We start from the raw sequence: 14,128 nt of genomic DNA, 5'->3' as shown, positions 1-14,128 counted from the left end.
CGATTTTGAAAATATAAAAAATCCCAGTGAAGTTAACTTCACTGGGATTTTTGTTTTATGATCGTTGATCAATAATATTTTGTAATGGTTTAATAATTTCTTCAGAAATACCAAGCTTCCCATTTATTAAACTAGTGGTTGTCACAATGCCTTTTAAGCAAATTTTATTATCGCTGAGGCGATATATGTCTTGATGAAAGATATACTTAACTCCTTTAAGTTCAACCCTTGTTTTTACAACAAACTTGTCGTTACTTTTTAGTGGAGTTTTATAGGCTAAATCGATACGAGCAACAACAGCTACTATACCATCATCAAACAACTTGGAAAAGTTAAGTCCAATGGAGTCTAAAAACTCATGGCGTGTATGCTCTAAGTAATTTTGATATACTGAGTTATTTACAATGCCTTGTAGGTCGCACTCGTAATCTCTTACCTTAAATTCAAGTTCAAAGTCGTATTGCATAATTTGATTCATAGAGCTTTTAAACTTAAATCTAAACTTTTAATATGGTGTGTTAATGCACCAACCGAAATATAATCAACCCCGCACTCAGCATAAGCTCTAATAGTTTCAAAAGTAATACCACCCGATGACTCAGTCTCAAGTCTTCCGTTTATTAGTTCTACTGCTTTTTTAGTATCGGCAGGAGTGAAGTTATCAAGCATAACTCTCTGCACTCCCTCAATGGCGAGTACTTGATTTAATTCATCAAAATCTCGCACTTCAACTTCAATCTTGAGATCCTTATTTTTCTCTTTTAAGTATTGCTTAACTTTTGCTACAGCTTTTTCAATGCCGCCAGCAAAATCAATATGGTTGTCCTTAAGCATCACCATATCGTATAGTCCGATTCTATGGTTTACACCACCACCTATTTTTACAGCAAGTTTTTCAATTTCCCTTAGCCCAGGAGTCGTTTTTCTGGTATCAAGTATTCGTGTGTGCAAGCCTTCTAGTTCAGTTACATATTTGCGCGTGTTGGTAGCAATACCACTCATGCGCTGCATCATATTAAGAACAAGTCTTTCTGCTTTTAGTAAATCAAGCACTTTACCCTCAACTGTTAAAACAACATCTCCAGGTTTTATAACTGCACCGTCTTTAATAAATGTTTCAATTTTAATGTTAGGGTCAAATCTTCTGAAAATGTGTTCGCCAATTTCTACACCTGCTAAAACTCCATCTTCTTTGGCTAAAAGTTGCATCTTACCAATTGCGGTATCCGGAATGCATGATTGAGATGAGTGATCACCATCCCCAATATCTTCTTTAATTGCGTTGTCAACAATTGTATTTAAAACTGACTCATTAATCATCTTCTTGTTCTATTCTTAATTGATGTATAAAGGTTTTATCTTCAGTTGTTTTTGTCAGAAAATAAAATCTAAAAATATTATTTTGTGTTTTGTATTTCCCAATAGCAAATGAAGAGCTTTGTCTGTTGCTTTGGTGTATTATTTTAAAGCTTTGGGCTGGGTTGTTTTTAAAAAAGCTGCTCATTACTAGTTGAGCTTGTTCTTTGCTAAAAACACCTGATTTCTCGGGCAGAACTAATTCTATTTTAGAATTGAAGTATTCTGATAACTCAGGCGAGTTTGCACTCTGTGTTGCCTTGGTAATTTCCGTAGGAAATTGAGCAGAACTCTCTATAGTAATTCCCATTAAAAGAAGAATTACAAGCAATGGTGTGTGTATTCTAAAATTTAGGTTTGTCATATTTTTATGTTTTGGTCAAACAAAAATAACCGATCCAAATATTAATCCACTATATCTTTACTTATTTTTGTTTATTTGTGATGCATTTTTTACTTAAATGGTATAATATTAGTTATGTATTTAGTATAATATGGCAATGCGTATATTATTTTAATACGTTTTACGTAACATTAGTTTTTTTGTTAGAATGAAAGTAGTTTTGGTTGTAATTGGTAAAACCGATGAGCAATATCTTGAAAAAGGAATTTCTAAATTTATAGATAGACTTAAGCATTATGTGCCTTTTGAAATGAAGGTAATTACTGATATTAAGAATACAAAGAATATGAAAGCTCTTCAGCAAAAGCAAAAAGAAGGGGAGCTTATATTGGCTCAATTACAATCGGGCGATGAGTTGATATTATTAGATGAAGGAGGTAAGAGTTTTTCTTCTCGTGGTTTTTCTAATTTTATGGAGCAAAAAATGCTAAGAGGTTTAAAGAGACTGGTGTTTGTAATCGGTGGACCTTATGGTTTCTCCGATGAAGTTTATAAAAAAAGCAATGGAAAAGTATCTTTATCAGCAATGACATTCTCGCACCAAATGGTACGCCTTATTTTTGTTGAGCAAATTTATCGTGCTTTTACAATATTAAAGAATCAACCATATCATCACGATTAATTTCTATTGAAAACTAGTTTATGAGTCTATCTTCAATGATTGATAAAATAAAATCCATTCATGTTCTGTTTGTAGTATCTGTATTATTGTCAATAATATTTGCCTCAATATACAAGCATAATACTGATGGTGCTTTTAATCTGCGTAGCTTTAGAACTACCTTGATAGAAAAAAAACATGAAGCTCAGGAATATTCCACTGGTGTGCTTAAAGCATTAGATAAGGAAACTCCATGGAAACTTGTAGAAAAATCTTTAAACGATAAACCCGAGGGGTATGATTTTTTAATTTATGAAAACGATTCGTTAGTGGCATGGAGTGATCAAATGCTCTCTTATAACAACGAAGGTATTCAGCAATTCGACCAGCAAGTAGTTAAGCTTGAAAATGAGTGGGCATGGGTTCATGTATACAAGCATCATAAGCAAAAAGTAATATCCATTATAAGTTTAAGAAAAGAGTATCCTTATAATAATGCATTTTTACATGATGCCTATACAATTGCTAGCCCGTTTAATGATGACTGTAAGTTAATTACCAAACAAATTGAAGGTCAGCTTCAGGTTACTGACGAAGATGGTACTTTCTTATTTTCAATTGAGAATTGCCAAAAAGAGAATGCAATCTATGCTTATATAAGCATAATGTTTTTTATAATTTGCCTGTTAATTTACTTTAGCGTTATTATTAATGAACTGAAAAAAGCCAAATCGAATAAAGTTAAGTGGATTATTTTTTATGGCAGTACATTATTTATATTTATACTTTACGCAGCACATAGTTATTTAAATTGGCCAGGTATTCTATTTGAAACTGCCTTATTCTCTCCGATACATTTTGGCGTCAATAGGTTTTTATCCAATCTAGGTAGTCTGTTATTTTTTGCAATTCTAGTGTATATGCATGCACTATTATTTTATAGGTATATCGATTTGGGTAGCTCTTCTTTCGGAGGCAAAATACTTTGGCGCAAATACCTAATGTTAGTTTTTAATATTGTGATAGGGGTTGCAATTTGGTTTGTAGCTAATCACATTATTATTGAAATGTTCGATCATTCTCCGGTAGCAACACTTGTATTTAAGGTTACCGATATTCAAGTATACGGAGTGGTTCGAATCTTTATAACTGCCCTTCTTTGGTTGTCTTCGGTTCTTGTGTTAGAAAAAATGTTGAGGAGTTTTTACTTGCATTTTACTAAGCGACTACAACTAATTGTATTGTGTGTTGTAGTAGCCATTTCTTTATTGTTTTGTCATAATCTTCTGCATTATATTATTCAGGTTGGTGTTATACTGTTGTATATGCTGTTATTATGGATTAAACAAAATCCGAACAGACACGCTTATACTTCTTTTATTTGGTTTATATTTTTCTTTGCAGCTTATGCAGTAGTTGTATTTTTAATTCATTATGTAGATAAAGAAAATGAGGAAAGGCGTTTACTGATTGATAATCTTTCTTTTCGATTAATATTAGAAGAAGATCCTCTATCAGAGTTGCTGCTGAAAGAAAAAGAACAACTTATAAATAAGGATACCTTTTTATTGCAAGAGCTTACAAAGCCTAATATGGATGTAAGGCAAATTCAGCGGCATTTGTCAAAAGTCTATTTTGATGGGTATTTGTCGAGGTATGATTTGCAATTGATTCCATGTTGGCCTGGGGGCGAGGTTAGATTAACACAAACCGATAGCCTATATGATTGCTATAGTTATTTTAAAGGAATTTTAAAAAATCATGGTACCAAAGTTTTAGGTAGTAATAACTATTACTTTATGAGTTCGCCGGTTGATGTAATTACCTACTTTGGGGTGTTTACCTTTTACGCAAATTCAGATCAAGAAGTAACTTTATTTTTAGAGTTGGTTGCAAAGCCGTTTTTTGAAGGGGCTGGATATCCAGAGTTGTTGCTTACGGAACGTGAGCGAAAGTTAAAGGAGCCTTTTACGCATTATTCATATGGTAAATACGTAAATCAGGAATTGGTAAAACAAACCGGAGATTTTTCGTACTCAAAAGAAGTTTTTTCAAAGGGTTCAGAACTTGAAAACTATGGAACCTTTAGGTATAAAGGTTTTGATCATATGGTGTATCACCCAGAGGATGATGTAACTATTATTTTGTCTTTGCCAGTGATTGACTTTAATATGTTGTTGGTTGCGTTTTCTAGTTTCTTTATTTTTTATTTTGTATTTGGTTCAATTCTGGTATCCATTATAAAAGTAAAAAAAGGACAATTATTTAGGAATTTCTCCATTCATGAGCGGATACAGGTATCCATCATCAGTTTAATGTTTTTATTACTTATTGCTATTGCTGGTGGGTCTGTTTGGCAAAGTTTAAATAGGTTTGAGGAGAAGAATCATCAAATATTATCAGAGAAAACCAAGTCTATTTTAATGGAGCTTGAACATAAAATAGGCTCAAAAGTAGACATTACAGAAGAGGATGAAGCTTATTTAACTTCTTTACTTACCAAATTCTCAAATGTATTTTATACAGATATAAATATGTATAGTCTTGAAGGGCGGTTAATGGCCACTTCTCGACCAGAGTTGTACGAAAAAGGATTACAGAGTCACTTAATGAATAGTGCAGGCTTTTTGGCAATGAGAAATAATCTCGAAAACGAATTTATCCAATATGAGAAGATTGGTGACCTAGAGTTTTTGTCGGCATACGTTCCGTTCTTTAATAATAAAAATGAAATAATGGCTTACATTAATATGCCTTATTTTATAGGGACCTCCGAAATTAGAGAAGAAGTATCTTCTTTGGTAATGGGGATTTTGAATTTTTATTTAATCTTTTTAATTATCGTTTTTGCATTAACAGTTGTAATATCTCGACGAATTACCTATCCACTTTTAGTGGTACAGGATAAAATGAGTCGTTTGCAATTGGGCGTACGAAACGAGAAAATAGAATATAAATGGAACGATGAGATAGGTAAGCTTGTTACTGAGTATAACCGAATGGTTGATGAGTTGGCAAGTAGCGCTGAGAATTTGGCAAAATCGCAACGAGAATTAGCTTGGCGCGAAATGGCACAGCAGATAGCGCATGAAATTAAAAATCCGCTTACGCCGATGAAGTTGAGTATTCAATATTTGGAGTTGGCAAGGCAAGATGATGCAGATGATTTTGATATGAAATTGAAGCGCGTATCATCAACTTTAATTGATCAAATAGATAAGTTATCATCCATTGCTTCAGAGTTCTCTAATTTTGCTAAAATGCCTGCTGCACAACGCGAGCAAATAAATATAATTGAATCGTTGTTACAATGTGTTCATTTGTTTGATAAAGAAGAGAAAGTAGTATTTAGGGTGATAAATAGGGTAGGAGGAGAGTATTTGGTTTATGCTGACCCTAAACAGCTCATAAGTGTATTTAATAATCTTATTAAAAATGCAATGCAAGCCATCCCTGACAAACAAGATGGATTAATTGAAGTGCATATTGAAGATGTTGACGATAATATTGTTATTAGAGTAAAAGATAACGGAAGAGGTATTCCGGATGAGATTAAGGATAAGTTGTTTATGCCAAACTTCACTACCAAATCATCAGGTATGGGCTTAGGTTTAGCAATTGTAAAGAATATGGTAAATATTAATAAAGGCGAGATTTGGTTTGAGACAGAATTAAACGTAGGCTCTACTTTCTCGGTTAAGTTTCCTAAGAATGATCTTTTAAGTTAGGCAATTGGAATTTAATTAAGATATATCCTCAACTGAAATTATTTGGTTCAATATTGAATAAACAGTTAAACCCGAAACGGTTTTAATACCTAGTTTGCGTGTAATGTTTTTTCTATGAGAAATAACCGTGTGTGTGCTAATGTATAGATTGGTTGCTATTTCTTTGTTGGTTTTTCCTAATGCAATTTCGCGTAATACATCCTTTTCTCTATCGCTTAATTCTTCAGAAGCAGTTTCCTGTTCGTTATGAATATCAATGCTCTTAATAATTTCACCTAACTTATTAAGAAGCGTGGATTTTGAATCGAAAATTGAAATTTGAGTATTGCTACTATCTAAATTTAATGGCGAATTAAAAACAGAAACTACTTCAATCTCATCATTAGAATCTTTTAATAATTGCTCCATATTTAAAATAGAGCTTATCGAGGTGTTAATTATAAAAATGTTCGGAGCAGTGTCTCCAATTGTTTCTATAATATGATCCGTTGATGCGGTTTCCTTAATATCAATTCCACCCTTTAATTCGTTTAAAACGCTAATCAGTCCTTTTCTAACAAGGTACGAAGGCTCACATATAAGTACTTTGATCATAATTACAAGAGATTAAAAGTTTTTAATTTCCTGTTCCATTTGTCTCACTTTGGGTATGAGGATTTTCTCTTCAATTTTTGAGTGAATTTGAAGATCGGTTTCTAGTCTGAATATCTCATACAGAAGAGAATTGTACTTGCAATTATCAGTAGGAGGTGCTAAATACTTGATGAGAATATTCTTTAAATCGAATAACTTTTCTTCGATATCACTATGCTCATCCAAATAAATATCAATGCCATATTCTTCAAAGTTTTGGATAAAATCATCCGTCTTTTTTCCTTGATTGATGCATTCTGATAAAGCACTAATATAGGGGAATACAGTTTTTTCTTCGAGACCAATATGTACGCTTAACTCACGCATATAGTCGGTGAAGAAGTTTTTAATAAGCTCGTAGTTGGCACTGGAATCTTTTATTTCATCCACTAAGGATACAATCTTTTCATTAATCTCAGGTATCTTGTGATCAAGATAACATTGATGTGTTCTGCGCAAGAAACCGATAAACCATTCTGCCTTAAAAACTAAAAATTTCTCCTTCGGAAAATAGTCTGCATCATGAAATACATTGGCTAGTTGTAGAAAAAAATCAGTGTTCACATTATTTTCAATGCAAACCTCATCAATCGATTTTTCTCTAAACCCCAAAGGAATACCAATTCGTTGAATAACAGCTAGCAGTTGAAAATCCATATGGATTAAATCTGCCATTTTCATTTCTGCAGTAATAAGCATAATTATAAATTTTGCCTAAAAGTAGCTCCTATTTTTATTTTGTCCAAATAAGAAGAAGGATTAAGAGTGTTTAAAGTTAAATTGTCAGCACAGGAGTTTATGTAATTCTACAAAAACGTCTATTCTTTTAGCGTGATTTTGTAAACAATTGCAGCATCTCCTTCGGCAGGTTTCTTGCTCGGAGAAGTAACTTTTATACCTTTATTTGTTGTAGACCATTTGATACGTTCTTTGCTGCCTAACACTTTTATCGATTTCACTTTCATGTTTTTTGCTTTACCAGCGAAGGTTTCAAGTATAAGTTCTTGTTTAGATCCGGGCCATCCTAACTGAATTGCATAAACTGTTTTACCATTTTGGGTATAACGAACATCTTGTGCGTTCAACTTGTCTAAGCCAGCTTTAATTGAACCGTATGCATTCCAATTGTCGTTGGGGTTAGAAACTAACTTAGTAGGGCCTTGACCAAACTCAACAAACGGACGAGTATCATAGATTGCCTCTCCATATAACTGCAGCCAATTGCCAATGCCTTCCATACTAGCTACTTGCTCTTCTGGAATAATACCCTCTGCCATTGGCGCAGCAGCTAAAATCATTACTCCATTCTTACTCACCACTTCGGCCAGAATTCTAATTGCTTTTTGAGGATTTAGAGCTGTTCTTTTATCTTTATTGTATCCCCACGAACTACCTAATTGAAAATCAGTAATCCAAACAAATGGAGTGATATCTTCCATAGTAGCACGCTCAACATTAACGGCTGCAATATCAGTAGGGAAGAAGTCTCCCTTGGTATTTACCACCACTTCTTTATTGAGTTCTTGCGCTTTATTAAAGTAGTTTGCTAAGAATTGTTTGCGGTAGTCTTCTCTCACGTATCCTTGTGCAAAATCCATCCAAATATAATCCGGACAATATTCGTTAATTACCTCGTTAAGTTTGCCTAGCCATATATCACATTCCTTTTCATAGGGCATATTTCCATAAAGGATATCATAGTCGCCTCCTTCAGGAAACTCTAGTTGGTTATAAGCAACAAGGTGTTGCGTTGCAGGGCGCAATACCGAGTTTTCTTTTTTAGGGAAAAACATCATATGAAAACCATGATGAAAAGTGGTCATAAACTTTAAATCTCGTTTTTTCACTTCCAAAGCCATCTCTTTCACCACATCAATTTTAGGTCCCATCTCTTTTGAGTTCCATGGGTTTACTTCACTTTCCCAAAGCGAAAAGCCATCATGATGTTCAGCAATGGTTCCAATAAATTTAGCACCCATATACTCAAATTTGTCAACCCACTCTTTTGCATTAAACTGTTCGCCTTTCCATTCAGGAATAAAATCGTGGTATTGTTTATCTCTTCCGTAAGTATTGGTATGGTAATCGTAAATATCTTTGCCCCAATTCTTTTTTCTGTCGTGCTCATACATAAAACGGCCATACCATTCGTTCCCATTTGCAGGTACATTATATACTCCCCAATGGAAATATACACCTAGTTTAGCATCAGAAAACCATTCAGGTGTGACCTTGTGATTTTTAAGGTTATCCCATTCAGGTTTGTATTGCTCTTGAGCATTAATTGCTAATGTGATTATTAAAAATGAAAGTAGAATTATTGTCTTTTGCTTCTTTATCATGATAGTGGTAGCTAGTTTATTAGGTCCTAGTAATTTGTTTAGTTTTTAATGAATGCAATTTCATTAAAAAAAGATATATAATCGAGAATTTAAAACTCAAATAAAGGGGGGGAATGAAAATACCATGCTAAATAGGGTATTCTGTCTCTGTATATCTTAGTAAAAAATGATAATATTGACTATTCAAACAAATTAAATATCCACGATGAAAAAATTAAATCTGATAACCATTATCTTATGTTTTAGCTTAACGCTTAGTGCAGGTATAAAACACGAGAAATTTAAGAACAAACAAGCTATTAATATTGATAAATGGGAAGTGCTTGATATCACTTTTAAAGCAAAAGCATCAAAACAAAATCCTTTTACTGAGCAATTTGATGCAGTCTTTACCTCACCATCGGGCAATAAAATAAAAGTTCCAGGTTTTTTTAATGGTAAAAATGAATGGGTACTGCGATTCTCAGCCAAAGAAAAAGGGGCTTGGACTTATAAAACTACATCAGCAATAGCTGCTTTAAATAACAAAGTAGGAACCGTTGAGGTGAGTAGCAATGCTTATAATAATGTAAAAGGGGCAATAGAAATACCAAAGCACGATTCTCGTCATTTCTATTACGAAGATGGTACTCCTTATTCGTTAATGGCTTTCGAGTGTGATTGGCTGTATGCACTCGATTATAAAAATAGCGATGGTTTACCCCGTACCACGCAATTATTAAATACCATTAAAGAAAATGGTTTTAACCAAGTGGTAATGAATGTGTACACTTTCGATATTAACTTGGCGCACAACGGTGAGTGGACTAGAGACGAAAAGTTAAAGAATCATCCAGAGCATGATTTTGGTGGCGATTTAGAGATATTTCCATTTTTAGGTAATAATGAAGAACCAGATTACTCAATGCTAAATGTAGAGTTCTTTAAAAAACTAGACCGAACAATCAGCTTAATGCATGATAAAGAAATAGTATCGCACCTAATGATTTACGTATGGAATAAGTTAGTGAATTGGCCCGATATGTATTCTGAAGCAGATGATATGTATTATGACTACGTGGCAAAGCGCTACGGAGCTTTCCCTAATGTTATGTGGGATGTATCTAAGGAAGCTTTATTCTATGGCAGAGCCGATGATGATTATATTTTAGAGCGCTTACGCCGACTAAGAAATCAAAATCCTTTTGATAGAACAATAACAGTACACGATTATGGTTTTTGCAAGCGCCATAGCGATGAGGTAGACTATATATCGCGTCAAACTTGGAATTTAGCCTTGTATCAGGATATGATTTCTGATTATAGAAAGTTCAAAAACAAACCCATCTTTAATATTGAGCATGGCGGATATGAGAAATCACCATATTATGTTTTTCCAGGTAGTTATACTGATGCGGCATATTGTTTAAAAAGAAATTACCAGTGTATTTTCGCAGGCGCATATTCAACATACTATTGGCAAGCCGCTGCATGGAATGTAATAATATGGAACCCTTTTGAACAGCCTGAAGATTTCTATCAACCCAAGTTCGAATATTTTAAGCACCTAACTGATTTTTTCACAAAGTATCCTATTACTGATTACGAGCCATCTCCACACCGAAATCAATCGGGTTATGCCATGAAAAAGAATGGCGAAGAGCAGTACTTGTTTTATGTGCCAAAAGAAACTTATCAATTTAGAGCCCAATTCATGTTCGATTCGGAAAAGGAAATTAAACCAGTCGCTTTTAAATGGTTTAATACCTTAACTGGCGAATATAGTAAAGAAGTTAATGCAACTAAAAAACAAGATTTTGTATCTCCGTGGGAAGGAGTGGCTGATGCTATTTTGGTAATGATGAAGTAAAATGCTTTTCAAGTACACCCATAGGAATTAGAGTGAATAATTAAATGGGATAAAATATTGATAGGGTTTTATTATTTATTCTATTAAAAAGTTAAACTGTACATTGTGCTATTATTAAGCATAGTGTGCAGTTTTTTTATGCTTATATTCTACAATAAGAGAGTCTATAATTATTTCTTTTAATAAAAAGTGCATTTGGTTAAAATATCAGGTTGAGTTAATCGTCTTAAAAGTATAAGCGAATAAAATGAGTAGTAAAAATAACTATATAGAAAGTTCATATAATGGGCAAAAAAACAAGTTGCTCAACTTTATAAAAAAAGCGCTGCCATTAGATCAGGCAGAGGATGTGCTTCAAGATATTTTTATTCAGCTATTCAACGGTTTTGAGCAAATAGAAACGTTAGATAATATTTCTTCGTGGTTATACCGAACGGCAAACAACAGAATAATTGATTTAAAACGAAAAAAGAAACCAGAACTATTAAGCGATAAATCCGCGGATCGCAAAGCTGATGGTGAAGATGAAAAGTTATTTATCGAAGATATTCTGCCAGCATCTACAGGTAACCCTGATGATGAGCTTTTTAGAAAAGCCATTTGGGATGAAATTTTAGAGGCCCTAGATGAATTGCCTGAAGAGCAACGTGAGGTATTTATTTTGCACGAGTTTGAAGACTATTCGTTTAAACAGATAAGTGATCAAACAGGCGAGAAGGTAAATACATTAATATCGCGCAAGCGATATGCAATAGTGTATTTACGTGAGCGACTGAATGAGATGTACGAATTATTAAAAGATTAAAAAGATGAAAAAAGGGAAATTTATAGCAGGCAAAATCATATTGATGTTATTAGGAGTTGGCTTAGTCACTATAGCTGTACTATTATTATGGAATTGGCTTATGCCAGCAATATTCGGATTAACAATTATAACTTATTGGCAGGCCCTTGGTTTGTTGGCACTATCAAAAATATTATTCTCAGGTTTCGGTCGCGGTCATTCTTGTTCAAACAAAAAGAAGAAGAATTGGCGTGGTAGATTCGGAAATAGATGCAGCAGTATACCTAAGGAGAAGCGTGCTGAGTATATGCAAAAAATGAAGGATAAGGGTTTTGGATCGCATAAAGAGTAAGCTATGAATAAGTTTAAACAAAGATTAATCAGCAACAAGTTAGAACAGGAGCTAAGGATAAAAAATGGAAAAATCGTGATTAACGAAATTTCTTGTGATGGTTGCGGAAGTTGCGTAGAAGTTTGTCCTCACTCAGCTTTAGCTCTAAAAAACCTTAGTAAAAATGAGGTAAATAGCCTTCCGTTTAAAGGCCGATTAAAAGTAAGGATAAAAGGTAACAGCAAAGCATATGTTCAAAATTACGATCAATGTACTACATGTGGTTTTTGTATGAAACAATGCCATGAGTTTGCTATTCATAAAGTAGAACAAAAAACCAGTGAAACTCGAATGGTCATTTAATTGATTATCATGATATAGGTGCTTTCATAGTGCCTAGTGTATCATTAATACTTAGCAAGCTGATTCTATAGGAGTCAGCTTGTGTCATAAATTTAAATACATCTAATAAATATATAAATGAAGTTTATTCCATATTTAATTCCAATAGGTTTTTTAAGCTTATTGATAGTATCAGTAATATATCTAGCTCGAAAATGGTCTTGGATCATGGGAGCTGATAGCACAACATGGTTTTATGTGTTTTTTGCTGTTGTGCCAGTCCTTTTTATGGTAGGATTAATAAAAAACATTAATGCAGTAGATTATATGGGGCATGCTTTTTATAAAATAGCCTCGGTAGCAATGGGCTTGTACCTATTTATCACCATGGCTTTTTTAGCCGTCGACCTCGTGGCTTTGTTCATTAAGTTAAAACCCATGCAATTCGGGATACTGTCGTTTACTTTATTTTCAGTATTGGCTTTGGGTAGTTATTTTAATGAACAATATCTTCGCACAAGTAATTATAAAGTTCCGCTTAAAGGGCTCAGCCAAACTATAGATTCGGTACATCTAACAGATATACATATAGGTCACTTCCGCAATAATGGCTTTTTAAATAAGCTAGTGAAGCAAACCAATGCGCAAAATCCAGATGTGATTTTTATTACAGGCGATTATCTCGATAGCAAGTATGCTTTAAACTCATCTCATTTTGAACCTTTGCAAAACTTAAAAGCACCCGTTTATTTTGTAGATGGTAATCACGATCATGCCACGGATAACGATAGTATTTTAGCAATGATGCGCAGTGCAGGAGTAAATGTTTTGCAAAACGAAATTGCCCAATTCAAAGACTTACAAATTATAGGTCTTGAGCATATGGTTGCAGATAGAGAAACTTTTGATGTACATGCTTCGCCAGGTAAACCTACCATCCGCGAAACCTTAAATCGTTTACCCATTAAAAGCGATAAACCATCCGTAATATTGCATCATGCACCCAATGGTATTAAGCATGCCGAAGCTCATGGCGTTGATTTATATTTGGCCGGACATACACATGGTGGGCAGATATTTCCGTTTAACTATGTGTCAAACTTAATGTTTGAGTATAATAGTGGGATGAATATTTACAAATCACTTAAAGTTTTCGTGTCAGAAGGAGTCGGAACTTTTGGGCCTCCATTCAGATTGGGTACAAAAAGTGAGCTGGTAAATTTGCAGTTGATACCAACAGAGTAAACTAACTCTCTGTAATGTAAACTTTTTATAATGTATAATATTGGCATCTCAGCAATAGAGTAGGGGTGCCATCTTTTCAAATTGGGCGTTCCCCTCCCACTAATACTCTATTATCAGCACAAATCCCTTTTCTCGGGTCATGCTTTCCGCTATATCTTTGCTTCGCCATAATGGGCTCACAAAGGATGCCGCTCCAATCATTAACGTATCTCTTCGTATACATTCTGTAAAAACCACAAAGTACACAGGAAGGAGTCAGCTTTGGTAAAAACACAAATGAAAGCCATATCAAACACAGATCAAACTCACGTTAACGTGAGTTTGATCTGTGTTTGATATGTGGGTTAAAAAAAGAGAAAAAACATTACGTACCTAAGTGTCTCATCAGCTATTATTTGAACAATGATGTTATTAAAACTTCAAAAAAACTTTCCCGAAGCATTAGGAATTGTAAATTAAAGTCCTCACTTTTGCACCCGCTTTGAACGCAAGGCACGATTACAACGGACATTTT

The 14,128-nt window shown here is 33.9% G+C and carries 13 protein-coding genes; 7 read left to right on the top strand and 6 right to left on the bottom strand.

The window, feature by feature from the left end; translation table 11 throughout:
* Positions 1-55 precede the first annotated feature (55 nt).
* Genes QMO11_RS15845 through QMO11_RS15835 form a run of 3 tightly spaced genes read right to left on the bottom strand, consistent with a single transcriptional unit; the run spans position 56 to position 1,720 of the window.
* Positions 56-478, bottom strand: a complete 423-nt coding sequence (locus tag QMO11_RS15845; protein ID WP_282038238.1) for an acyl-CoA thioesterase — start codon at positions 476-478, stop codon at positions 56-58.
* A complete protein-coding gene (gene nadC, locus QMO11_RS15840) occupies positions 475-1,320 on the bottom strand; it encodes a carboxylating nicotinate-nucleotide diphosphorylase (protein WP_282038236.1) in 846 nt (281 codons plus the stop codon). Before nadC ends, QMO11_RS15845 begins: the two co-directional genes overlap by 4 nt.
* Positions 1,313-1,720 (bottom strand): DUF4783 domain-containing protein, encoded by a 408-nt coding sequence (locus QMO11_RS15835; protein WP_282038234.1) that lies wholly within the window; start codon positions 1,718-1,720, stop codon positions 1,313-1,315. The genes nadC and QMO11_RS15835 overlap by 8 nt, the downstream gene beginning before the upstream one ends.
* 187 nt (positions 1,721-1,907) lie before the next feature.
* On the opposite strand from QMO11_RS15835, the gene rlmH reads away from it, so the two are divergent.
* A complete protein-coding gene (gene rlmH, locus QMO11_RS15830; RefSeq protein ID WP_282038232.1) occupies positions 1,908-2,381 on the top strand; it encodes a 23S rRNA (pseudouridine(1915)-N(3))-methyltransferase RlmH in 474 nt (157 codons plus the stop codon).
* A 20-nt stretch (positions 2,382-2,401) separates the two neighbouring features.
* Positions 2,402-6,088: a sensor histidine kinase gene (locus tag QMO11_RS15825; protein ID WP_282038230.1), complete on the top strand. Its 3,687-nt coding sequence runs from the start codon at positions 2,402-2,404 to the stop codon at positions 6,086-6,088.
* A 15-nt stretch (positions 6,089-6,103) separates the two neighbouring features.
* Here the strand turns inward: QMO11_RS15825 and QMO11_RS15820 are convergent, their stop codons facing one another.
* From QMO11_RS15820 to QMO11_RS15810, 3 genes are all read right to left on the bottom strand, one after another.
* Entirely contained in the window at positions 6,104-6,682 is a 579-nt protein-coding gene (locus QMO11_RS15820) for a response regulator transcription factor (RefSeq protein WP_282038228.1), read from the bottom strand.
* 12 nt (positions 6,683-6,694) lie between these two features.
* Positions 6,695-7,420: a hemerythrin domain-containing protein gene (locus QMO11_RS15815; protein ID WP_075601837.1), complete on the bottom strand. Its 726-nt coding sequence runs from the start codon at positions 7,418-7,420 to the stop codon at positions 6,695-6,697.
* Positions 7,421-7,539: 119 nt separating this feature from the next.
* Positions 7,540-9,063, bottom strand: a complete 1,524-nt coding sequence (locus QMO11_RS15810; RefSeq protein WP_282038225.1) for an alpha-L-fucosidase — start codon at positions 9,061-9,063, stop codon at positions 7,540-7,542.
* A gap of 205 nt (positions 9,064-9,268) precedes the next feature.
* Here QMO11_RS15810 and QMO11_RS15805 point away from each other — a divergent pair, with 205 nt between their 5' ends.
* The 5 genes from QMO11_RS15805 to QMO11_RS15785 all read left to right on the top strand — a co-directional run bounded on the left by QMO11_RS15805 (position 9,269) and on the right by QMO11_RS15785 (position 13,614).
* Positions 9,269-10,912, top strand: a complete 1,644-nt coding sequence (locus tag QMO11_RS15805) for a DUF5060 domain-containing protein (RefSeq protein ID WP_282038223.1) — start codon at positions 9,269-9,271, stop codon at positions 10,910-10,912.
* A 247-nt stretch (positions 10,913-11,159) separates the two neighbouring features.
* Entirely contained in the window at positions 11,160-11,717 is a 558-nt protein-coding gene (locus QMO11_RS15800) for an RNA polymerase sigma factor (protein WP_282038221.1), read from the top strand.
* A gap of 4 nt (positions 11,718-11,721) precedes the next feature.
* A complete protein-coding gene (locus QMO11_RS15795) occupies positions 11,722-12,048 on the top strand; it encodes a hypothetical protein (RefSeq protein ID WP_282038219.1) in 327 nt (108 codons plus the stop codon).
* Positions 12,049-12,051: 3 nt separating this feature from the next.
* Positions 12,052-12,390, top strand: a complete 339-nt coding sequence (locus QMO11_RS15790; protein ID WP_282038217.1) for a 4Fe-4S dicluster domain-containing protein — start codon at positions 12,052-12,054, stop codon at positions 12,388-12,390.
* 117 nt (positions 12,391-12,507) lie between these two features.
* Positions 12,508-13,614, top strand: a complete 1,107-nt coding sequence (locus QMO11_RS15785; protein WP_282038216.1) for a metallophosphoesterase — start codon at positions 12,508-12,510, stop codon at positions 13,612-13,614.
* The last annotated feature ends 514 nt before the right edge of the window (positions 13,615-14,128 follow it).

The organism is Saccharicrinis aurantiacus (assembly GCF_947489045.1).
Taxonomy (GTDB): domain Bacteria; phylum Bacteroidota; class Bacteroidia; order Bacteroidales; family Marinilabiliaceae; genus Saccharicrinis; species Saccharicrinis aurantiacus.
Note: the sequence above shows the minus strand (reverse complement) of the source record. Positions and strands in the feature narration are given on the sequence as shown.